This window comes from Clostridium estertheticum (assembly GCF_026650985.1).
In the GTDB taxonomy this organism is placed as follows: domain Bacteria; phylum Bacillota; class Clostridia; order Clostridiales; family Clostridiaceae; genus Clostridium_AD; species Clostridium_AD estertheticum_C.
In genome coordinates, this window is sequence record NZ_CP086239.1 from 338,600 (window position 1) to 360,717 (window position 22,118).

20 protein-coding genes are annotated in these 22,118 nt (G+C 30.9%); all 20 read left to right on the top strand.

Going from position 1 to position 22,118, the window contains the following annotated elements; all coding sequences use genetic code 11:
- Positions 1-26: 26 nt before the first annotated feature.
- Positions 27-284, top strand: a complete 258-nt coding sequence (locus LL038_RS01570; protein ID WP_216119723.1) for a hypothetical protein — start codon at positions 27-29, stop codon at positions 282-284.
- Positions 285-427: 143 nt separating this feature from the next.
- Complete coding sequence (gene lepA / locus LL038_RS01575) at positions 428-2,233, top strand: translation elongation factor 4 (RefSeq protein ID WP_216119724.1); 1,806 nt, start codon at positions 428-430, stop codon at positions 2,231-2,233.
- Between the two features lie 80 nt (positions 2,234-2,313).
- Positions 2,314-3,435: a radical SAM family heme chaperone HemW gene (gene hemW, locus LL038_RS01580; protein ID WP_216119725.1), complete on the top strand. Its 1,122-nt coding sequence runs from the start codon at positions 2,314-2,316 to the stop codon at positions 3,433-3,435.
- Between the two features lie 213 nt (positions 3,436-3,648).
- Positions 3,649-4,695: a heat-inducible transcriptional repressor HrcA gene (gene hrcA, locus LL038_RS01585; RefSeq protein WP_216119726.1), complete on the top strand. Its 1,047-nt coding sequence runs from the start codon at positions 3,649-3,651 to the stop codon at positions 4,693-4,695.
- A gap of 44 nt (positions 4,696-4,739) precedes the next feature.
- Positions 4,740-5,423 (top strand): nucleotide exchange factor GrpE, encoded by a 684-nt coding sequence (gene grpE, locus LL038_RS01590; protein WP_268055971.1) that lies wholly within the window; start codon positions 4,740-4,742, stop codon positions 5,421-5,423.
- Positions 5,424-5,521: 98 nt separating this feature from the next.
- Positions 5,522-7,384 (top strand): molecular chaperone DnaK, encoded by a 1,863-nt coding sequence (gene dnaK / locus LL038_RS01595; RefSeq protein ID WP_216119727.1) that lies wholly within the window; start codon positions 5,522-5,524, stop codon positions 7,382-7,384.
- Positions 7,385-7,566: 182 nt separating this feature from the next.
- Positions 7,567-8,688: a molecular chaperone DnaJ gene (gene dnaJ / locus LL038_RS01600; RefSeq protein WP_216119728.1), complete on the top strand. Its 1,122-nt coding sequence runs from the start codon at positions 7,567-7,569 to the stop codon at positions 8,686-8,688.
- 58 nt (positions 8,689-8,746) lie between these two features.
- Positions 8,747-9,682, top strand: coding sequence for a 50S ribosomal protein L11 methyltransferase (gene prmA / locus LL038_RS01605; protein ID WP_216119729.1), 936 nt, complete (start codon positions 8,747-8,749; stop codon positions 9,680-9,682).
- Between the two features lie 29 nt (positions 9,683-9,711).
- Positions 9,712-10,488: a 16S rRNA (uracil(1498)-N(3))-methyltransferase gene (locus LL038_RS01610; RefSeq protein ID WP_216119730.1), complete on the top strand. Its 777-nt coding sequence runs from the start codon at positions 9,712-9,714 to the stop codon at positions 10,486-10,488.
- A gap of 137 nt (positions 10,489-10,625) precedes the next feature.
- Entirely contained in the window at positions 10,626-10,919 is a 294-nt protein-coding gene (locus LL038_RS01615) for a histidine triad nucleotide-binding protein (protein WP_216119780.1), read from the top strand.
- A gap of 183 nt (positions 10,920-11,102) precedes the next feature.
- Positions 11,103-11,279: a 30S ribosomal protein S21 gene (gene rpsU, locus LL038_RS01620; protein ID WP_071613601.1), complete on the top strand. Its 177-nt coding sequence runs from the start codon at positions 11,103-11,105 to the stop codon at positions 11,277-11,279.
- A gap of 325 nt (positions 11,280-11,604) precedes the next feature.
- Positions 11,605-11,889: a sporulation protein YqfC gene (yqfC, locus tag LL038_RS01625; protein WP_216107362.1), complete on the top strand. Its 285-nt coding sequence runs from the start codon at positions 11,605-11,607 to the stop codon at positions 11,887-11,889.
- The gene (gene yqfD / locus LL038_RS01630; RefSeq protein ID WP_216119731.1) at positions 11,873-13,045 is read left to right on the top strand and encodes a sporulation protein YqfD; all 1,173 of its coding nucleotides are present in this window, start codon (positions 11,873-11,875) and stop codon (positions 13,043-13,045) included. The genes yqfC and yqfD overlap by 17 nt, the downstream gene beginning before the upstream one ends.
- A 59-nt stretch (positions 13,046-13,104) precedes the next feature.
- The gene (locus tag LL038_RS01635; protein ID WP_216119732.1) at positions 13,105-15,243 is read left to right on the top strand and encodes an HD family phosphohydrolase; all 2,139 of its coding nucleotides are present in this window, start codon (positions 13,105-13,107) and stop codon (positions 15,241-15,243) included.
- An 8-nt stretch (positions 15,244-15,251) separates the two neighbouring features.
- Complete coding sequence (gene ybeY / locus LL038_RS01640; protein ID WP_216119733.1) at positions 15,252-15,752, top strand: rRNA maturation RNase YbeY; 501 nt, start codon at positions 15,252-15,254, stop codon at positions 15,750-15,752.
- Positions 15,753-15,813: 61 nt separating this feature from the next.
- Entirely contained in the window at positions 15,814-16,512 is a 699-nt protein-coding gene (locus LL038_RS01645; RefSeq protein ID WP_071613596.1) for a diacylglycerol kinase, read from the top strand.
- 257 nt (positions 16,513-16,769) lie between these two features.
- Complete coding sequence (era, locus tag LL038_RS01650; protein ID WP_071613595.1) at positions 16,770-17,651, top strand: GTPase Era; 882 nt, start codon at positions 16,770-16,772, stop codon at positions 17,649-17,651.
- Complete coding sequence (gene recO, locus LL038_RS01655; RefSeq protein WP_216119781.1) at positions 17,648-18,406, top strand: DNA repair protein RecO; 759 nt, start codon at positions 17,648-17,650, stop codon at positions 18,404-18,406. Before era ends, recO begins: the two co-directional genes overlap by 4 nt.
- A 14-nt stretch (positions 18,407-18,420) precedes the next feature.
- On the top strand, positions 18,421-19,071 hold the full coding sequence (locus tag LL038_RS01660; RefSeq protein WP_216119734.1) for a DUF4342 domain-containing protein: 651 nt from the start codon (positions 18,421-18,423) through the stop codon (positions 19,069-19,071).
- A gap of 350 nt (positions 19,072-19,421) precedes the next feature.
- On the top strand, positions 19,422-22,058 hold the full coding sequence (gene ppdK / locus LL038_RS01665) for a pyruvate, phosphate dikinase (protein ID WP_216119735.1): 2,637 nt from the start codon (positions 19,422-19,424) through the stop codon (positions 22,056-22,058).
- The last annotated feature ends 60 nt before the right edge of the window (positions 22,059-22,118 follow it).

The following is a 22,118-nucleotide window of genomic DNA, read 5'->3' on the forward strand; positions in this document are numbered from 1 at the left end:
AAGAGAATAGGTAGGGGGCACTTTTTATGTTTAAGAAAGGTATTATTAAATATATATTTCTACTAGTTATTTGTTTTTCTATACTTATTTATGGATTTGTTGAAGTTAATATTAACAAACCTGAACTTGTAAAAGAAAAGTCAAAATTTACAATGAATTTTAAATTAAACCCTTTAGATTTTAGAATAGAGACGAAGGGATATGTTTTTTATACAAATGGTAAATTCTTTTATAATATTAAAGAAAAATGTATTGATACTTATAATGAAATTTTTATGAAATAATATAAGGTTAACATACAAAATTAAATAAAGTATCACGTAAAATAACAATGCATTGACAAAAACAGATATAATTATGATATAATTTAAGTAGATGTATAAAATCAAAAAAATATTAACATATAGTACAACGGGGGTAAAAATTAATGCAGAGTAATAGACAAAAGTACATAAGGAATTTTTCAATAGTTGCACATATTGATCACGGCAAGTCTACTCTTGCAGATAGATTACTAGAAAAGACAGGTACTTTAACTAAAAGAGAAATGGAAGAGCAAGTACTTGATAATATGGATTTAGAAAGAGAAAGAGGAATTACTATAAAGTCTCAACCGGCAAGGCTTGTTTATAAAAGGGAGAATGGAGAAGAATATATATTCAATCTTATAGATACTCCGGGTCATGTAGATTTTAATTATGAGGTTTCAAGAAGTTTAGCTGCTTGCGAGGGCGCTGTACTTGTAGTTGATGCGTCACAAGGAATTCAAGCTCAAACTTTAGCAAACTGTTATCTTGCATTAGATAATGACCTTGATATTGCGCCAGTTATCAATAAAATAGATCTTCCTAGTGCAAGGCCGGACGAAGTAATTAAGGAAATTGAGGATGTAATAGGTATTGAAGCCCTTGATGCTCCACGAATTTCGGCAAAAACTGGACTTAATATAGAAGATGTTTTAGAAGCTGTAGTAAAGAAAATTTCACCACCTAGTGGGGATGAAGAAGCACCACTTAAGGCTTTAATTTTTGACTCTTTTTATGATAGTTATAAAGGAGTAGTATGTTATGTAAGAATTAAAGACGGCATAGTTAAACCAGGAACAAAAATTAAACTAATGAATACTAATAAAGTATACGAGGTAGTAGAGGTTGGAGTGTTTGTTCCAAATTATCTCCCAGTATCAATGTTAAGTGCTGGTGATGTTGGATATATAACTGCTTCTATAAAAAATGTTAGGGATGCACGTGTTGGTGATACTGTAACAGAAGCTGATAGACCGGCATTAAAGGCGCTTAAGGGATATAAACCAGCGATTCCAATGGTATTTAGTGGTATTTATCCTATAGATGGTGCAAGGTATGGAGAATTAAAAGAGGCGCTAGAAAGACTTCAGTTAAATGATGCAGCATTAGGGTTTGAACCAGAGACATCTATTGCCTTAGGTTTTGGATTTAGATGTGGATTCTTAGGTCTTCTTCATATGGAAATAATACAAGAAAGAATCGAGCGAGAATTTAATTTAGATATCATTACGACAGCACCATCAGTTATATATAAAGTAATGAAAACTAGTGGAGAATTAATAGAGATAACAAATCCTACTAATCTTCCAGAACCTACAGAAATTAGGTATATGGAAGAACCAATAGTTAAAGCGTCTATAATAACACCATCAGAGTATCTTGGGTCAGTTATGGAGTTATGCCAACAAAAGAGGGGCGTATATATTGATATGCAATATATAGAAACCACTAGAGTTGTGGTAAATTATGATTTACCGCTTAATGAAATAGTATATGACTTTTTTGATGCTCTAAAATCAAGAACAAAAGGTTATGCATCCTTTGACTATGAAGTAAAGGGATATGTGACTGCAAATCTTGTAAAGCTAGATATTTTACTTAAGGGAGAAAAAGTTGATGCTTTGTCCATGATTGTTCCAGAAGAATCAGCTGGACATAGAGGTAGAATTATGGCTGAAAAATTAAAAGAACATATACCAAGACAAATGTTTGAAATACCGATACAAGCATCTATAAATTCGAAGGTAATTGCAAGAGAAACTGTAAAAGCTCTAAGAAAAGATGTTTTAGCTAAATGTTATGGTGGAGATATTTCAAGAAAGAAAAAATTATTATCAAAACAAAAAGAAGGTAAAAAGAGAATGCGACAAGTTGGAAGTGTAGAAGTTCCACAAGAAGCATTCATGGCTATACTTAAAGTAGATTAACAGATTTGAAAAAGATGACTAGTAGCTTCGAAGAAGATGACTAACTGCTTTGAAAAAGACAATTAAAGTGAGGATAAAACATGAAGAAGGTTGCTTTATATATTCATATTCCCTTTTGCAAGCAGAAGTGTTTATATTGTGATTTTCCATCACTAGCTGGCAAAGAGGATTGTATGGTTGATTATGCTGCAGCACTCGCAAAAGAAATATATAGTATAAGGAATAAAAAAATAAAAACTATTTTTATAGGTGGGGGAACTCCCACCTATTTATCTTTAGCGGGCTGGAAAATAATAAAAAAAAGTATTGATACATTAGATATATGTGATGATTTAGAGTTTACAGTGGAGGGGAATCCAGGAACATTTACAAAAGAAATATTGAACTTCCTAAAAGAAATGGGAGTGAATAGACTTAGTATCGGACTTCAAGCCTGGCAGGATTCACTTTTAAAAGAACTCGGAAGAATTCATACTATAGAAGATTTTAAACAAAGCTTTGAAATGGCTAGAGAATTAGGATTTGATAACATAAATGTAGATTTGATGTTTGGACTTCCATCTCAAACTATCAATCAATGGACAGAGACATTAGATAATGTAACTAAGCTTAATCCAGAGCATTTATCTTGCTATAGTTTAATTGTAGAAGAGGGAACAGAATTTTATAAAAGATTTGAAAAAGGTAAATTAAATCTCCCGGATGAGGAAATAGAAAGAACTATGTATGCCAAAACAATAGAAGTTTTAAGGGAAAAAGGATATATACAATATGAGATCTCAAACTTTTCGAAAAGGAATAAGAAATGTAGACATAATCTAGTATATTGGGAATTGGATGAATATATTGGGTGTGGAGCTGCTTCTCATTCGTATAGTGAAGGTTTTAGGTATAGAAATGAAGAAAATATAGAAAAATATATTGAAAAAATGAACAATGACAACAGTGCGATAGTTGAAAAAATAAAAAATTCATTTAAAGATAATATGGAAGAGTTTATGTTCATGGGACTTAGAAAAACAGAAGGCATAAATAAAAGTGAATTCAAGAAAAGGTTTGATAAAAATATGGATGATATTTATGCAAAGGTAATTAATAAATACACAAGTACTGGGTTTATGATAGAAAGTCCAGATTATATTTTTTTAACATATGAGGGTATTGAAGTATCAAACGTAATTATGGCAGATTTTTTATTATAAATTATAGTAATCTGAATAAGAAATTTTGATTTTTAACGTGTTGAGTAGTAAATCGAAGATAAGTAGAGTATTTTAAATATAATTCGAAATAAACTATGTAAAATAGCTATATTGAAAAAACAAGATTATTGACAAAAACCATAATAAATGATAACTTAAATGTATACCCGTTAGCACTCAACGGAAGCGAGTGCTAATAAAAGAGGTGATATTATGGAAATGGATGAAAGAAAAATTAAAATACTTCAGGCTATAATAACAGATTATATAAACAATGGTGAGCCTGTAGGGTCCAGAACCATAGCTAAAAAGTATGATTTAGGTATTAGTTCAGCTACAATAAGAAATGAAATGTCAGATCTCGAAGAAATGGGATATATTGAACATATACATACCTCATCTGGTAGAAAACCATCAGATAAAGGTTATAGGTTATATGTTGATAGACTTATGGAACTTACAAAGTTATCTTCTGAGGAAGAATATATGATTAAAAATCATCTTATTAATGCTGCATTATATGAGGTTGATAAAATTGTTAAGCAAGCAACACAAATGCTTTCTCTTCTTACAAATCTTACATCTATAGTGAAGGCACCTTCTGTTCAAAAAAGCTGTATAAAATATATTCAGCTAATGAATTTAGATTTTATAAGCATTTTGTTTGTAATTATTACGGATAGTGGTATTATCAAAAACAATGTTATAAAAGTTAGTAAGCCAATTGGCATTGCAACTATAGAAAAACTTACTAATATACTTAACTTTAGATTAGGAAAACTTACAATAGAACAGATAAACTTAGAAGTTATCAATAATCTAAAAAGCGATTTAGCTTCTTATGAAGAAATATTTGCAGGGATTATTCCAGCATTATATGATAGTTTATCTGGGGTTGAGTCTTCGGAAGTTTATATTCAAGGCGCTGCTAATATATTTAATTACCCAGAATATAATAATATAACTAAAGCTCGAGAGTTCTTAGTATTGGTAGACAATAAAGAGAGTATAAATAGCTTACTAGGTACTAATGACAATACTTCTAATATTACAATTAAAATTGGTGGGGAAAATTTTGTTGAGTGTGCAAGGGAGTGTAGTATTATAACAGCAGTTTATAGCGCTTCTGGAGTACCACTTGGATCTATTGGAGTTATAGGACCAACAAGAATTCCCTATGGAAAAGTTATATCAGTATTAACGGGAGTAGTTAAAGAATTAAATGATAATATAGCTCAAATTTATGATGATCATAGATAAAATTTTAAAGATTTATTTTGAGCAAGATTTGGAGGAATGATTGAGTGAATACGAATAATAAGGAAATATTAGACGAAGAAAACACAAAGTTTTCAAATGAAGATTCTAGTTTAGCAGGTGACATTAACGAAGTTAAGGAAAGTAAAGAAGAGACTGAAGATACTTTAGATAAAACACTAGAAGAAGCTGAAGTATTAGAAGATGCTGAAATAGTAGAGGAAGATGAAGAAGTTGAAGAACTTTTAGAAAGTGATAAAGAGAAAGATATGAGAAAAAGTAAAAAGAAACTAGAAGCAGAAAACAAAAATTTACAAGATGATATGGATTCTTTTAAGGATAAACTTTTAAGAACAACTGCAGAGTATGAAAACTTTAGAAAAAGGACAATAAAGGAGAAACAAAACATATACACAGATGCTTGTGCAGATGTTTTAAAAGAAGTTCTACCAGTACTTGATAACTTAGAAAGAGCTCTTTCAGTTGAAGGTGGTGGGGATGAACTAAGAACTGGTGTAGAAAATACAGTTAAATTATTTAATGCTGCATTTAAAAAACTAGGCATTGAAGAACTATCCTCAACAGGCGAATTTGATCCTAACTTCCACAATGCAGTAATGCATGTAGAAGATGAACAATATGGAGCAAATCAAATAGTCGAAGTATTACAAAAGGGATATAAAAAAGAAGATAAGGTATTAAGACATAGCATGGTTAAGGTTGCAAATTAAACTTTAATAAATGTAAAAACCTTTGATAAATATAAAATATAAATATCATAACAATTATAATTGAAATGATATAAAAGGAATATAGGGAGGAAATAATAATGGGAAAAATTATAGGAATAGATTTAGGTACAACAAATTCATGTGTAGCAGTTATGGAGGGTGGAGAACCCGTAGTAATTTCTAATTCAGAAGGTGCAAGAACTACACCATCTGTAGTATCATTTCAAGCTAATGGAGAAAGACTAGTAGGTCAAGTAGCTAAAAGACAAGCAATTACAAACCCAGATAAAACAATAATGTCAATTAAAAGACAAATGGGTACTGATCATAAAGTAGATATTGATGGAAAAGCACATACACCACAAGAAATTTCAGCGTATATTTTACAAAAAATAAAAGCTGATGCTGAGGCTTATCTAGGAGAAGCAGTTACAGAAGCAGTTATAACTGTACCTGCATACTTCAATGATAGCCAAAGACAAGCAACAAAAGATGCAGGAAAAATAGCTGGACTTGAAGTTAAGAGAATAATAAATGAGCCAACAGCTGCAGCATTAGCTTATGGACTAGACAAAATGGACGTTAACCAAAAGATATTAGTATATGATTTAGGTGGCGGTACATTTGATGTATCTATATTAGAACTTGGTGATGGATTATTCGAAGTTAAATCAACTAACGGAAACACTAAACTTGGTGGAGATGACTTTGACGAAAAAGTTATGAATCATATTGCAGATACTTTTAAAGCAGATAATGGAATAGATTTAAGAAATGATAAAATGGCACTTCAAAGACTTAAAGAAGCTGCTGAAAAAGCAAAAATAGAATTATCATCTTCAACACAAACAAATATTAATCTACCATTTATTACAGCTGATGCAACAGGCCCTAAGCATATAGATATGAATTTGACAAGAGCTAAATTTAATGAATTAACTCATGATTTAGTTCAATCTACAATAGAACCAATGAAAAAAGCAATTGCAGATGCAGGTTTATCTCTTAATGAAATAGATAAAATTGTACTTGTAGGTGGTTCAACAAGAACACCAGCAGTTCAAGATGCAGTTAAAGAATTTACTGGTAAAGACCCTTCAAAGGGAGTAAATCCAGATGAATGTGTTGCACTTGGTGCAGCAATCCAAGCGGGAGTATTAAGTGGAGAAGTTAAAGATGTATTACTTCTTGATGTAACTCCATTAACTCTTGGAATTGAAACATTAGGTGGAATAGCTACTCCTCTAATAGAGAGAAATACTACAATTCCAGCTAAGAAGAGTCAAACATTCTCAACAGCTGCAGATGGTCAAACATCAGTTGAAATTAATATTGTTCAAGGTGAACGTCAAATGGCTGCAGGTAATAAATCTTTAGGAAGAGTTACTTTATCCGGAATTGCAGCAGCACCAAGAGGCATTCCACAAATAGAGGTTACTTTTGATATAGATGCTAATGGTATTGTTAATGTATCAGCTAAAGATAAAGGAACAGGAAAAGAAGCTAAAATAACAATTACAGCATCAACTAATTTAAGTGATGATGAAATTGATAAAGCAGTAAAAGAAGCAGAAAAATTTGCAGGAGAAGATAAAAAGAGAAAAGAAGAAATAGAAATTAAAAATAATGCAGAACAGTTAGTATACCAAACTGAAAAAAGCTTAACTGACCTTGGAGAAAAAGTATCAGAGGAAGATAAGAAAGATATTGAAGCTAAATTAGAAGCTCTTAAAAAGATTAAAGATGGAGACGATACTGAAGCTACAAAGAAATCTACAGAAGAATTAACTGAAGCATTTTATGCAGTAACTACAAAAATATATCAAGCTGAAGCTGAAACAGCAAAAGCTGGAGAAGCTGGTCAAGGCGGAGATAATGCTGGAAATGCTGAGCATGACGACAATGTAGTAGATGCTGATTATAAAGTAGAAGAAGATAAAAAAGAAGAAGATAAGAAATAATATAAATAATTAACAAAACAATTAAATTAGGGATGGGTAACTACCCTTCCCTAATTTAATTTGCCTTAAGTAAAACAGTATTATCAATTGTTATATAAGAACTATATAATAATAAGAGTTGTATTATTTTAAGGATTAGTTATAATATATAAGTATATATATTTTAGGTGGTGAAGAGTAGAATGGCAAATAAAGATTATTATGAAACACTTGGCGTAGGTAAAGATGCCAGTGAAGAAGATATTAAGAAAGCTTTTAAAAAAGGTGCGTTAAAGTACCATCCAGATAGAAATCCAGATAATAAAGAAGCTGAAGATAAATTCAAAGAAATGAATGAAGCATACCAAGTTCTGTCTAATACAGAAAAAAGGGCTAGATATGATCAATATGGTACAGCTGATGATAATGGAGCAGGATATGGTGGTAGCTCTGATTTCTCAGGCTTTGGTGGATTTGGAGATATATTTGGAGATATATTTGGAGGCGGATTCTCGTCAAGAAATCAGAATGGTCCTAAAAAAGGTGCGGATTTAGAATATAACATAAATCTAACTTTTGAAGAGGCTGTATTTGGTGTAGAAAAAGATGTATCAATTACAAGAAATGAAAAATGTGGAGATTGTAGCGGTAGTGGTGCTAAAGCTGGTACAACACCTAAAACTTGTGATAAATGTGGTGGAAATGGGCAGATAAAAGTTCAAAGAAATACTGCATTTGGAAGCTTTGCTAGCATGAGCACTTGTGATAAGTGTGGAGGCAGTGGTAAGATAATTTCTGAACCATGTAAAACTTGTCATGGCTCTGGAAAACAGAGAAAAAACAGAAAAATTAAAGTTAATATTCCGGGTGGAGTTGACACCGGAAATGTTATGCCATTAAGAGGCCAAGGAGAACAGGGTGAAAAGGGCGGACCAGCAGGAGATTTATATATAAATATCAGAGTAGCTCCTCATAAAACTTTTAAGAGGAAGGGAATTGATATTCATATAGAATCACATATAAGCTTTGGTTATGCATCCATGGGTACTGAAATTAAAGTGCCAACAGTAGATGGGGATGTTAAATACAAGGTTCCTGGTGGAACACAATCTGGTACTGTGTTTAGGCTTAAGGGTAAGGGGATACCTAGAGTAAACGGACATGGAAGAGGAGATCAATATGTAAAAGTTATTGTTGATATTCCAAAATCTTTGAACGATAAACAAAAGGAAGCACTTAAACTATTTATGCAAGCTAGCGGTGAGAGTGTAGAAAATTTTGAAGAAAATAAAAAGTCTTTTGTAGATAAAATATTAGGTAAATAATAATAAAAAACTTCGTTTTGTAAAACGGGGTTTTTTATTTTAAATAAGGAGAATAAAAATGAATAAAGATTGGATTGAGGTAACTATAATAACAAGCACTGAAGCGGTTGAGGCAGTGTCGGCAATGTTATATAATACTGGAGTTGAAGGTGTATCTATTTTAGATCCTTTAGATTTGATTTATAGGCGAGATCATACTACGGATTGGGACTATTTTGATGAGAGCATTATTGATACAAAGAGTGGGGTTGTAATTAAGGGATATTATAAAAAAGATCAACACTTTGATGAACATTTAGAGAAAATTAAAACAGGGGTAAATAATTTACCTAGCTTTGGACTAGACAAGGGAGCAGGGTCTGTAACTGCGGAAAAGGTAAATGAGGAAGATTGGGAAAATAACTGGAAGAAGTATTATAAACCATTAAAGGTAGGAGAAAAGATAGTTATAAAACCTATATGGGAAGATTACAATAAAAATCCAGGTGAAATAATTGTGCAGTTAGATCCAGGTATGGCTTTCGGTACTGGTTCTCACGAGACTACTAGGATGTGTATAAAGGCACTAGAGAGGCATGTGGACGCTGATTCAATTGTTTTTGATATAGGTACAGGGTCTGGAATATTAGCTATCACAGCGGCCATGCTTGGTGCTAAGAAAACTGTAGGAGTTGATCTTGACCCAGTTGCAGTAGATTCTGCAAAGCAAAATGTTTCGTATAATGATATAAATAACATTGAGATATTGTACGGAGACTTACTTGAGGTTGTTAAAGGGAAGGCTAATATAGTTATAGCAAATATAATGGCTGATATAATTATGTTTTTAACAGATCAAGTTAAGGAAGTTATAACTAAGGGCGGATATTTTATATCTTCAGGAATAATTTTATGTAAAAAAGATGAAGTAATAAATAAGTTAACAAAGTGTGGATTTACAATTGAGGAGATAAATATAGAGGGAGAATGGGTTTGCATAGTTGCAAAATTATAGCAAATGTCTAAGCGAGGGGAGAATAAATAATGCATAAATTTTTTGTGCCCAAAAGCAGTATAGATGATAATAAAGCTATTATAGAAGGCGAAGATGTAAAACATATATATAAGGTATTAAGGCTTCAGGTTGGCGAGAAGGTAAGTATAAACAACTCTTGCGGCAAGGAATACATAGGTAAAATAACTTATATAGACAAGAAAGTTGTAAATATAAATATTCTTAAAGAAAATCCTATAAATAATGAAAGCCCTATTGAAGTATATTTATTTCAAGGTATGCCTAAATCTACAAAAATGGATTTAATAGTTCAAAAGAATACTGAACTTGGAGTTAAAGAAATAACCCCTATAATTACGCAAAGGGTAGAAGTTAAAACTGAGATAATGGAATTTAAAAAAGATAGAGAAATTGATAAAAAAATAATTCGATGGAATAGGATAGCCCTTGAAGCTTCTAAGCAAAGCAAAAGAAGTTTAATACCTGTAATCAATGATCCTATAGAGTTTGATAATTTACTTGTAGAGTTAAAAGCTATGGATTTAGTGGTGGTTCCCTATGAGAATGAAGAGGGCTATGGAATAAAAAAACTAGTCAAAGACATAGAGAAAGAGACTATTAATAAAGTTGCAATTATCATAGGGCCTGAGGGTGGATTTGAGGAATGTGAAATATCAAAACTTAAAGAGATAGGATCAAAAATAATCACTTTAGGACCGCGAATACTCAGAACTGAAACAGCAGGATTTACTTGCTTAAGTTTAATAATGTATGAATTTGGCGACCTTGGTGGAAGTGTAAAATAAATATTGAAATAAATTTATTTAGAAGGAAAATCAAGTTTTATGTTGAATAGTATAGTATAAGATGAATTGGAGGTGATTATGTGGAAAAGGAAGATTGTCTTTTTTGTAAAATCATAAAAAAACAAATTCCATCAGAAATGTTATATGAAGATGACAAAGTTATAGTTATTAAAGACATAAGTCCTCAGGCACCCATACATGTTATAATTATTCCAAAGCAGCATATTGATAATTTAAATTGTTTAACAAAAGATCAATCAGAAATAATAGGTCATATATTTATGGTTGCAACTAAGGTTGTACAGACTTTAGGGATTGCAAAGTCTGGATATAGGATTGTTTCTAATTGTGGGGAGCAAGGGGGTCAAACCGTTCAACATATACATTTTCATTTGCTCGGTGGAAGATTACTTGAGTGGCCACCTGGTTAATTTATAATTATTTTATATTTAAATTTTGATAATATTTTATAAAAAAAGTGTTATTTATATAACAAAACAGCAATGAAAATGTTGACATTATGTAAAGCAGTGTTGTATAATAAAAAATGTACTATTTAGGCCCCGCATTAGCTGCTTTTAAATTGAATTGAGCTAGCGGAGGGAGGGATAATGATGTCAGAAATTAAAGTTGGAACAGACGAGACAATTGAGAATGCTTTAAGAAGGTTTAAGAAAAAGTGTGCAAGAAGTGGAGTGCTCGGAGAAGTAAGAAAAAGAGAACACTATGAAAAACCAAGCGTTAAAAAGAAATTGAAATCAGAAGCTGCAAGAAAAAGAAAGTTTAAATAGATTTTTAAAATTGAGAGAGACAAGATTTGTTTTATAATGTAAAAGAATCTTGTTATAATACCTTCCTCAGCAGTAACAAAACAGAAAATTAGAGCTATTCAAAAAAGCAGTGGTGGGATTGGGATACAATAGTGTGTAAAGAAAAAAGAAAAGTTATGTTTACCTCATAACCTATAGTTAAAGGTGAACTTGCTTGCAAAATAATATTTAAATAAATAAGAGATTCAGCATTTGCTGAGTCTTTTTTTTTATTTAAATTATAAACGGTTATTTATTAGACACTTTTTTCATAAATTTAATATGAAGTATTTTGTGGGGTGAGTGTATGGATAATAAATTTTATAAAACAAGAGAAATTATTGCGAGTAAGTTAGAATTGCCAAGGGATATCTTATTAGATTTACCCAAAATTACTATTTTGGCAAATAATGAAATAAATATAGAAAACCATAAAGGAATAGTAATATTTGAAGAAGAACAAATAAAAATAAACTCTAATGTGGGGCCGATTTCGATATATGGTAAAAATTTTAAAATATTATTTATAGGAGGAAACACAATAACTTTAAGTGGTAATTTTAAATCAGTTGTGTATGAAAGCCATGAATAATTTTAAAAAATATAAAAAAGGTGTCGTCACAATGGAAATTCAATCATTAATTCCAGAAAAATTTATAAATCTATTATGGAAAAATGGTGTTGTAGTAAAAAATATACGAAAGATTAACATAACAACTGTTATTTTAGAAGTGAAACTAAGTGATTATGGTGAAATTAGTAAAGTGGCAAAACGAACTGGTACTAGGGTTAAAATTGTAGGAAGAAGTGGAATGTCGTTTTTTCTAATAAAATTAAGGAGTAGAGTAGCTCTTTTAGTGGGAATAATTTTATTTGGTAGTATAATATATTATTTATCTACGTTTGTATGGAATATAGAAATTAATACAGAAAATTACATAAGTCCATATGAACTCAGAAATCAAATTAAAGGATTCGGAGTAATACCTGGAATGAGGAAGAAAAACATAGATGTTTATGATATTGAAAGCAAAATTTTAAGAAGTAATGATGAAATAATGTGGGTAAAAGCAAGAATTGACGGCATTAAGCTAAAAGTTGATGTAGTAGAAAGGCAGTCTCCGCCTATCATAGTTAGCAATAAAACTCCTTGCAATTTAATAGCGAGTAAAGATGGTATAGTATCTAGGGTATACACGACGGATGGTACAGCCATTGTGAAAGATGGGGATTCGGTGCAAAAGGGTGATATATTAGTTAATGGTGAGCAAGGAAAGGAAGGGAGTGTTTATCCTGTACACGCGAAAGGCGAAGTTATAGCAAGAACTTTTTATGAGCAGATTAACGAAGTACCAATAACCAAAGTGACAAGAGTGAAAACAGGGAACATTATTAGTAATCTTTACATTAAATTAGGAAATAAAAAAGTTTATCTTAAAAATAGCTTAAATCCATATAAGACTTATGATAAAATAGAAGATAACAATAAGTTTGTGCACAAAGAAATATATTATGAAGTTAAGGTGGAAAATATACCTGCGAATGTTACTAAAACACAAGATGAAATATATTCTAACATTTTGAGGAAGTTAGATAAAAGCGTAAAGATTGTAAACAAAATAGAAAGTGTAAAAAAAGAAAATGATAAATATTCGATAAGAGTATTGGTCCTTGCTGAAGAAAATATTGCAATGGAAGCAAGTATAGTACCCGGAAAAAATAGTGAATCTCAAAAAATATCACAATAAAGAAAAATAAAGATTAGTATATTTTTAAATTTACTTGAGAAAAAAGGTGGAGATGGGGCATGAGAAATATTAGGGAGCTTATAAAGCTAAGGAAAACAAAGCCATATATAATTTTTATAGTTACGACGATTATAATGTATTCAATTTTAGTAACAGCTTTAGTTCCTAAAAAATACACTTTAACCGTTGGAGATATTGCCAAGGTAGATATAAAAGCGCCAAGAGAAGTTGAAAATGAAGAATTAACAAAAGATGATATAGATAAGGCGATAGAAAAGGTAGGGAAAAAAACAATAAAAGTCCCCGTTAATGAGAAGGCTATAGAAAGTATAGATAAGTTATTTTCTACAGTAAGTAAGTTAAATGCTACTGATATTAATAAAGCGGGCTCAGGAAATAATGAAGACTTAGCTAGTAAAGCAACCTTAGAAAAGGAAAAAATAACTTTACTAAAAAAAAGCAATCCGATTTCTAATTTTACTTATGAAAACTATCAGTTTTTAATAAATTTGGAACTTAAACAAGCTAATGAATTAGAAAAATTCATTGAAAAAACAATAACAACAATTAATGATATAACTACAATTAATGAAAACAAGCCTGAAGAAATTATCATGGCAAAGGGAATGATTGCAACAACTTTTATAAACTCGAATTTTCCAAAAAACATAAGAGAAATAGGAATAGCTATTGCAAATGTAGAAGTTCGACCTAATACAATATATGATAAGGCAAGTACGAATGTTGCCATTAAAGAAGCTGAAAAGAATGTTAAACCAGTTATTATTAAGAAAGATCAAATTATAATAAAAGAGGGGGAACCAATAACACCTGAGCAAATGTCACTGCTCGAATCATTAGGCCTCCTAAATAGTACTAATAATTTTGATTGGTCATTATACTTAAGTTTAGCTGCACTTGTTTGTTTTGTAATCTTGCTCCAATGGTTCTATTTATACAAGTACCATCCAGAAATTTATTATGATACAAAAAAATTAATTATGCTTAATATTCTAAGTATAATTGCAATCTTGCTCGCAAGGGTTCTTGGGATAATTTCTATATTTGTAATTCCACTAGCTTGCGTACCTATGCTTATGGCCATTTTGAGCAATGAGGAAGTATCCATAGTCTTAAATGTTTTTAACTGTATTCTAATTAGTGTTGCAGTTAATTTTAACTTTGAAATCACAATACTCGCTGTACTAAACTCTATTGTAGGGGTTATGTTACTTAAGAAAATGCAGCAAAGAAACGATATATTATATTCATCTTTATATATTGCAATGGTGAATTTGGTTGTATATCTTTCTATGGGATTTTTGCTTAGTAATAGCATAATGGAGGTATTTAAAAAAGCAGGATTGGTTTATATAGCAAGTTTAGTAGCTGGAACACTTACTATAGGATTTTTACCGTTTTTCGAAAGCTTTTTTGATATAGTAACTACAGTAAAGCTTTTGGAACTATCTAATCCGAATCACCCTCTATTGAAGAGGTTACTGTTAGAGGCACCAGGTAGTTATCATCATTCAGTACTAGTAGCTAATTTATCAGAGGTTGCAGCGGAAGTGGTTGGAGCAAATCCTGTTCTAGCAAGGGCTTGCGCATATTATCATGATATTGGTAAGATAAAGAGACCTTATTTCTTTAAGGAAAATCAATTGGGAAATGATAATCCACATGATAAAATAACTCCAAATTTAAGCACACTTATAATTATTTCACATGTAAAAGATGGACTTGAGCTTGCAAAAGAATATAAATTACCTAAGGTTATTCAAGATGTGATAGTGCAACATCATGGTACAACTTTAGTTAAGTATTTTTATGTAACTATGAAAAATTCTAGTGAAAATCCAGATGAAATTAAGGAAGAAGATTTTAGATACAATGGGCCTAGTCCCGAGAGTAAGGAAGCAGCAATTATAATGCTTGCAGATGCAGTTGAAGCAGCTGTAAGATCAATTCCAAATTCCACTAAAGGTAAAATAGAGGAAATGGTTAATAATTTAATAAAAGCTAGGCTTAATGATGGACAATTAGATAATTGTGATTTAACTTTAAAAGATTTAGAAAAGATAAGAAAATCATTTTTAAAAGTGCTTTCAGGGATATATCATGAGAGAATAGAATATCCACTAGATAAATGGGAAAATGATAAGTCTGGCGAGAATAGAAAGCAAGTAAAGGAGTAAAAACAAGTATGATTTTAATGGATAATAGGCAAAATAAGATTGAAGTTACAAAGGAACTCGAAACCGTTATAAAGCATGTTATTGAGTATACACTATGCGAGGAGAAACTTTCTATAGATAATGAAGTTAGTGTTATATTTATAGATAATGAAGAAATTAGGGAAATAAATAAAAAGTATCGGGGAATAGATAAAATTACGGATGTGTTATCTTTTCCGATGTTAAATTATCCAGAAAACAAGGTTTTTAAAGAAGTGTATATAAATTATAAATTTGACCAAAGCGATTTATATGATGAAAAGTTAGTGATTGGAGATGTTGCGTTGTCCCTTGAGAGAGCAAAGCAGCAAAGTGGGGAATTTGGACATTCCTTCATTCGTGAATGTGCTTATCTTACAGTTCACTCAGTTTTGCATTTGCTTGGATATGACCATATGGAAGAAGATCAGAAAAATATTATGAGAAAGAGAGAAGAAGAAATATTAAACAATTTTAGTTTATCTAGATAAAATGCAGAAGGGTTATGTTAAGGTACCTTACTTCAGAGAATATTATTAAAGGTGGTCAAGTATGAAAGTAAAGAAATTAGTTGATAGTTTTAATTACGCTATTGAAGGAATTATATATTCAATTCGTACACAAAGAAATATGAAGATACATATGTTAACTACTATATTAGTACTTACTGCCACGTTTTTTTATGATCTTTCAAAAATAGAACTTTTAATTATTACTATAACCATAACACTAGTGATAGTGGCTGAAATGATAAATACCGCAGTAGAATGTGCAATAGATGCCACAACGAATTTCTATCATCCACTAGCTAAAATTGCTAAAAATGTGGCGGCTGGCGCAGTACTTGTAACTGCTATAAATTCAGTTTTAGTAGGATATATAATATTTTGGGATAGAGTCACTCCATTTAATAAGAGCGTGATGCTCAAAATAAAAAAATCTGACCCTCACATGATCTTTTTTATACTAGTCATAGTGTGTATTGCGACTGTTGTAGTTAAGGCCATTTATGGAGAGGGAACTCCACTTAGGGGTGGGATGCCGAGTGGACATAGTACAATAGCATTTTCAGTTGCAACAGCTATAACATTATTAACTAGTGAACCCTTAATTATGGTATTATCCTATTTTATAGCTGTAATTGTTGCACAAAGTAGGGTTGATTCAGAAATTCATTCTATCTTAGAAGTTGTGTTTGGTGGTATTTTTGGTACATTATTAACACTATTACTATTTAAAATGTTAGGATGATAACTTTATTTATTAATAATGACAAGCACTCTAAATATAATTATAATAATATTGAAATACTAATATTTAGTGATATAATTGGTATACATGATTTTTAGGTGAAAGATATTCAAATTATATTAATAAAAAATGAAAAAAATTATATAATTAAGAAAATTGATGATATATTATAAGGTCAGGTGTTTTTATAAAAGAAAATTTATTAAAGTAAGATAGAAATAGAAACTATTTACTTAAGATAAAAAGAAGGAGGATATATGTTTAAATCAGGATTCGTAACAATTATTGGAAGGCCTAATGTAGGAAAATCTACATTAATAAATTATATAATGGGGGAGAAATTATCGATTGTATCTAGTAGACCCCAAACTACAAGAAATAACATACAAACTATTTTAACAACTAAGGAATCTCAAATAATATTTGTAGATACTCCAGGAATGCATAAACCTAGACATAAACTAGGAGAATATATGGTTAAGGTAGCTAAACAATCTGCGAATGAAGTAGATGTTATATTATTTATAACAACACCTGGTGATGAAATTGAGATGGGTGATAAACATATTCTTGAACAGTTTAAAGATACTAAAATACCAGTATTCTTATTAGTTAATAAGATAGATGAGAACACTCAAGAGAGAGTGGCTAAAACAGTTCAAGGCTATTCTGAATATTTTAACTTTAAAGAAATAATACCAATAGCTGCGATAAAAGGAAAAAATATTGACATAGTTACAAAACTTGTAGAGGAAAACATTCCAGAGGGTCCTTTATATTATCCAGAAGATATGATTACAGATCAACAAGAAAGATTTATTATTACTGAAATCATAAGAGAAAAGGCTCTAAAGTTATTATCACAGGAAGTGCCTCATGGAATAGCGGTAGAAATTATTTCTATGAAAAGAGACAAAAAAGAAATATACAATATTGAAGTTAATTTATTTTGTGAAAAAGATTCTCATAAGGGTATAATAATCGGAAAAGGTGGAAAAACATTAAAGAAAATTTCTACTTATGCAAGACAAGATATAATGAAATTATTAGGAGAAAACATACATTTGAGATTATGGGTTAAGGTAAAGAAAGAATGGAGAGATACTTCAAGTATTTTGAAGGAACTTGGATATAAATAGGGGATGATCTTCTGGCGATTTTAAAAACTAGAGCTATTGTCATTAAAACACAAGAGTTTAAGGAAAATGATAAGTTAGTCTGGTTATTTACTGAAGATTTTGGTAAAATAACAGCTATAGCAAAGGGCGCGAGGAAAAGTAAAAGTAGGTATATATCATCTACTTTACCTTGCTGTTATGGCGAATTTGTGCTTTTTAAAGGAAGAAATTTATATACAATAAATGAAGTTACAATTATAGATTCATTTCAGCAATTACTAAGGAATTTGGATACAATTACGTATGCCTCATATTTTAATGAATTAATTGATATAACACTTGAAAATGATGAGATTCATAAAGAACTGTTTAAGGACTTAGTTACTGCTTTTTATTTTATTAAAAATGATGTTATGGATATAGAGATTCTGGCAAGGGCTTTTGAAATAAGAATCTTAAAAGCAACAGGATATGAATTAAATTTTGATAGGTGCGTAAGGTGTAGAAAAAAAATAACTATCTCGAATTATATAGATTTAATATCCTATGGTCCAATTTGTAAAGAGTGTGAAAAGTTAAATAGTATATATATATCAAATCCTACATATAATACATTGAAATTCTTAAATAACTTTGGTATGGATAAAATTAATAGAATTATTGTATCTAAAACATCAAAGCTTGAATTATATAAAATTTTATCGCTTATCATTTCTCAAAATTATACAAGAAAGCCAAAGAGCTTAGAGATGTTTGATTACTTAGATAAATTTTAAGGAGGATGATTTTAATGGAAGAAATTACACTTGAAAAGATTGATATTATTAAGGAACGTACAGGAGTTTCATATACTGATGCTAAAGAAGCACTAGAGGAATGTGATGCTAATGTAGTTGATGCTTTGATTTATATCGAAGCAAAAGAAAAAAAATCAGCTAAATTTAATATGGATGAAATGTATACTACTAAGGATGAGTTTTTAGCATGGATAAAAGAGATAGCAAGAAAAGGTAATGTAACACGGATAAAAATTAAAAGGGATGATAAAGTTGTTATAGATATCCCTGTTAATGCAGGCATTGCAGTAGGTATAGTTGGGTTATGTATACCTTATCTATTTGGTATAGGAATATTTGCAGCTGTAGTAACAAATGTTACTATAGAGATAACTAAAGCAGATGGTAGCGTAGAAATAATTAATACTATTATTAAAAATACAGTTGATGATGTAGTAAGCAAGATGAGCGATATGGGTGAGGATGTAAAAGAAAAATACAATGAAACAAAAGACAGTTTTAGCAAAGGTAATAAAGATAACAAAGACAATAAAGATACTAACACTGACAATGTATACCAATATACTGTAAAGTTTGAAGAAAAAGATAAAGAAGAAGATAAAAAAGAAGATATAGAAAATGAAAATATTAAAGAAGATGAATAACAAGATAATGATTTTGCTTTTTCAGTTTAATATTTTTAAATAGAATCAAAGTAATTTTTTACATTTATAAAGCCAGCAGCTATTAGTTGCTGGCTTTATAAATGTAAAAAATGCAATAAACATGACGAAAAAAAGTGATTAAAAAGGCCTACATTCAATTCGGAAACGTGGTATAATGTTACAAATGGTATGTGAAATTTTAGAATATTATTAATTGATGCAAACGTTTTGATTCAAATATATACCATTTTAGAGAATTGTAATGAATTTCAATGGTGCTTATTGTTGCTAATGGGATATTCTTATAACCATTATCATATATTAATTATAAACGAAGGAGTTGTGTGCAAATGGAAAAGAAAAAGTACGTATACCATTTTAGTGAGGGAAATATTTCAATGAAAAATCTTCTAGGTGGAAAAGGTGCAAATCTTGCAGATATGACGAGTCTTGGAATTCCAGTTCCAAAGGGATTCACGGTTACTACTGAAGCTTGTAATAAATACTATGAAGATGGTCAAGTAATAACACCTGAAATTGTTAGTGAGATTTATGTTAAAATGACTGAACTAGAAAACCTTACCGGTAAGAAGTTTGGAAGTCTAGAAAATCCGTTACTTGTATCAGTTAGATCCGGAGCAAGAGCATCAATGCCTGGTATGATGGATACAATTTTAAACCTGGGGTTAAATGATAAAACAGTAGAAGTTATGGCGAAGCTTACAAATAATCCAAGATTCGCTTATGATTCTTACAGAAGATTTATACAAATGTTTGCTGATGTTGTTATGGACGTTGAAAAAAGAAATTTTGAAAATATGATGGATAAGATAAAGGAAGAAAAAGGTGTGAAATTCGATACAGAATTAGATGCTGATGATCTTAAAAAACTAGTAATACAATTTAAAGGATTTTATAAAGAAACTAAAGGCGTAGAATTCCCAAGTGATCCAAAGATACAATTAATAGAGGCTATATCCGCAGTATTTAGATCATGGGACAATCCTCGTGCTAATGTATATAGAAGACTAAATGATATTCCTGGAGACTGGGGAACAGCTGTAAGCGTTCAAGAAATGGTGTTTGGTAATAAAGGTGAAACATCAGGAACTGGTGTTGCGTTCTCAAGAAACCCATCTACTGGAGAAAAAGGAATCTTTGCGGAATACTTAATGAATGCTCAAGGTGAAGACGTTGTTGCAGGAATAAGAACGCCACAAGATATTTCACAACTTGAAAAAGATATGCCAAAAGTATATAGCGAGTTTATGAATATTGTTAATACTCTTGAGAAACATAATAAAGATATGCAAGATATGGAGTTTACAATTGAAGATAAAAAACTATTCTTTTTGCAAACAAGAAGTGGTAAGAGAACTGCGCAAGCAGCACTCAAAATTGCAGTGGAACTTGTTGAAGAGGGAATGCTTACAAAGAGGGAAGCTTTAATGAAGGTTGATCCAAAACAATTAGATACATTACTTCATCCTAATTTTGATCTAGTTGCATTAAAGGAAGCTACGATAATAGCTAAAGGATTACCAGCATCTCCTGGAGCTGCATGTGGAAAAGTTTACTTTACCGCTGAGGAGGCAAAAAGCAGACATGAGGATGGAGAATCGGTTATTCTTGTAAGGCTTGAGACCTCACCAGAGGACATTGAAGGCATGGTTGCTGCAGAAGGTATATTGACAGTAAGAGGAGGTATGACGTCTCATGCTGCGGTTGTTGCTAGAGGAATGGGGACATGCTGCGTGGCTGGTTGTTCTGAATTAAAAGTTAACGAAGAATCTAAGAGTTTTCAAATTAGAGAAACGGTATATCATGAAGGCGATTTTATATCAATGGATGGAAGTACAGGAAATGTATATGCAGGAGTAATCAAAACAGTTGAGCCTGAGATAAATGGATACTTTGAAATATTTATGGGTTGGGCTGATGAAATAAGAAGTCTTAAAGTTAGAGCTAATGCTGATACTCCAAAAGATGCAGCTCAAGCAGTTAAATATGGAGCTGAAGGCATAGGCTTATGTAGAACAGAACATATGTTTTTTGACTCTGATAGAATAATGCTTATAAGAGAAATGATTGTAGCGTATGATGAAGAGGCAAGAAGAGTAGCATTAGATAAATTATTACCAATTCAAAGAGGTGACTTTGTAGGAATATATGAAGAACTTAAAGAGAAACCAACTACAATCAGATTTTTAGATCCACCACTACATGAATTTTTGCCACATGCTGATGAAGATATAAAAAAATTAGCAAAAGATATGGGAATAACTTTTAAGGAATTAAAGGCTACGGTTGAATCATTACATGAAGTTAATCCAATGATGGGACATAGAGGATGTAGACTTGCAGTATCATATCCAGAAATAGCAGAGATGCAAACTAGGGCAGTTATTGAGGCTGCTATAGATGTTAAAAATAGAAAAGGATATAATATTGTTCCAGAAATAATGATTCCTTTAGTTGGAGAAGTTAGGGAGCTAAAATATGTTAAAGATATAGTGGTAAGAATAGCTGATAAAATCATAGCAGAGTCTGGCAGTGATTTAAAATATATGGTTGGTACAATGATCGAAATACCAAGAGCGGCACTTACAGCAGATTTAATAGCAAAAGAAGCAGAGTTCTTTTCGTTTGGAACAAATGATTTAACTCAAATGACATTTGGATTTTCAAGAGATGATGCTGCAAACTTCTTAAAGCATTATTATGAAAAGAAAGTTTATGAGTTTGATCCATTCCAAAAATTAGACCAGGTAGGTGTAGGTAAACTTATTAAAATGGCAGCTGACCTTGGACGTCAGGTTAGGCCTAATATAAAACTTGGAATATGTGGCGAACATGGTGGAGATCCATCGTCAGTTGAATTCTGTCACAATGTTGGACTTAATTATGTATCATGTTCACCATTTAGAGTTCCAGTTGCAAGACTTGCAGCTGCTCAAGCAGAAATAAATAATCCAAGAAAAAAATAGTATAAAAAGAATAGGGTGTTGCACTTAATTTCATTATTGATTTTAAGTACAATGCCCTAT

Bases quoted from the DNA above. Each gene is read 5' to 3' on its own strand.
- LL038_RS01635 (WP_216119732.1), top strand. From the start codon at position 13,105: ATGAGAAATATTAGGGAGCTTATAAAGCTAAGGAAAACAAAGCCATAT.
- hrcA (WP_216119726.1), top strand. From the start codon at position 3,649: ATGGAAATGGATGAAAGAAAAATTAAAATACTTCAGGCTATAATAACA.
- yqfD (WP_216119731.1), top strand. From the start codon at position 11,873: ATGAAAGCCATGAATAATTTTAAAAAATATAAAAAAGGTGTCGTCACA.
- rpsU (WP_071613601.1), top strand. From the start codon at position 11,103: ATGTCAGAAATTAAAGTTGGAACAGACGAGACAATTGAGAATGCTTTA.
- prmA (WP_216119729.1), top strand. From the start codon at position 8,747: ATGAATAAAGATTGGATTGAGGTAACTATAATAACAAGCACTGAAGCG.
- ybeY (WP_216119733.1), top strand. From the start codon at position 15,252: ATGATTTTAATGGATAATAGGCAAAATAAGATTGAAGTTACAAAGGAA.
- yqfC (WP_216107362.1), top strand. From the start codon at position 11,605: ATGGATAATAAATTTTATAAAACAAGAGAAATTATTGCGAGTAAGTTA.
- LL038_RS01645 (WP_071613596.1), top strand. From the start codon at position 15,814: ATGAAAGTAAAGAAATTAGTTGATAGTTTTAATTACGCTATTGAAGGA.
- dnaK (WP_216119727.1), top strand. From the start codon at position 5,522: ATGGGAAAAATTATAGGAATAGATTTAGGTACAACAAATTCATGTGTA.
- LL038_RS01660 (WP_216119734.1), top strand. From the start codon at position 18,421: ATGGAAGAAATTACACTTGAAAAGATTGATATTATTAAGGAACGTACA.
- LL038_RS01610 (WP_216119730.1), top strand. From the start codon at position 9,712: ATGCATAAATTTTTTGTGCCCAAAAGCAGTATAGATGATAATAAAGCT.
- era (WP_071613595.1), top strand. From the start codon at position 16,770: ATGTTTAAATCAGGATTCGTAACAATTATTGGAAGGCCTAATGTAGGA.
- ppdK (WP_216119735.1), top strand. From the start codon at position 19,422: ATGGAAAAGAAAAAGTACGTATACCATTTTAGTGAGGGAAATATTTCA.
- LL038_RS01570 (WP_216119723.1), top strand. From the start codon at position 27: ATGTTTAAGAAAGGTATTATTAAATATATATTTCTACTAGTTATTTGT.
- dnaJ (WP_216119728.1), top strand. From the start codon at position 7,567: ATGGCAAATAAAGATTATTATGAAACACTTGGCGTAGGTAAAGATGCC.
- lepA (WP_216119724.1), top strand. From the start codon at position 428: ATGCAGAGTAATAGACAAAAGTACATAAGGAATTTTTCAATAGTTGCA.
- LL038_RS01615 (WP_216119780.1), top strand. From the start codon at position 10,626: ATGTTATATGAAGATGACAAAGTTATAGTTATTAAAGACATAAGTCCT.
- hemW (WP_216119725.1), top strand. From the start codon at position 2,314: ATGAAGAAGGTTGCTTTATATATTCATATTCCCTTTTGCAAGCAGAAG.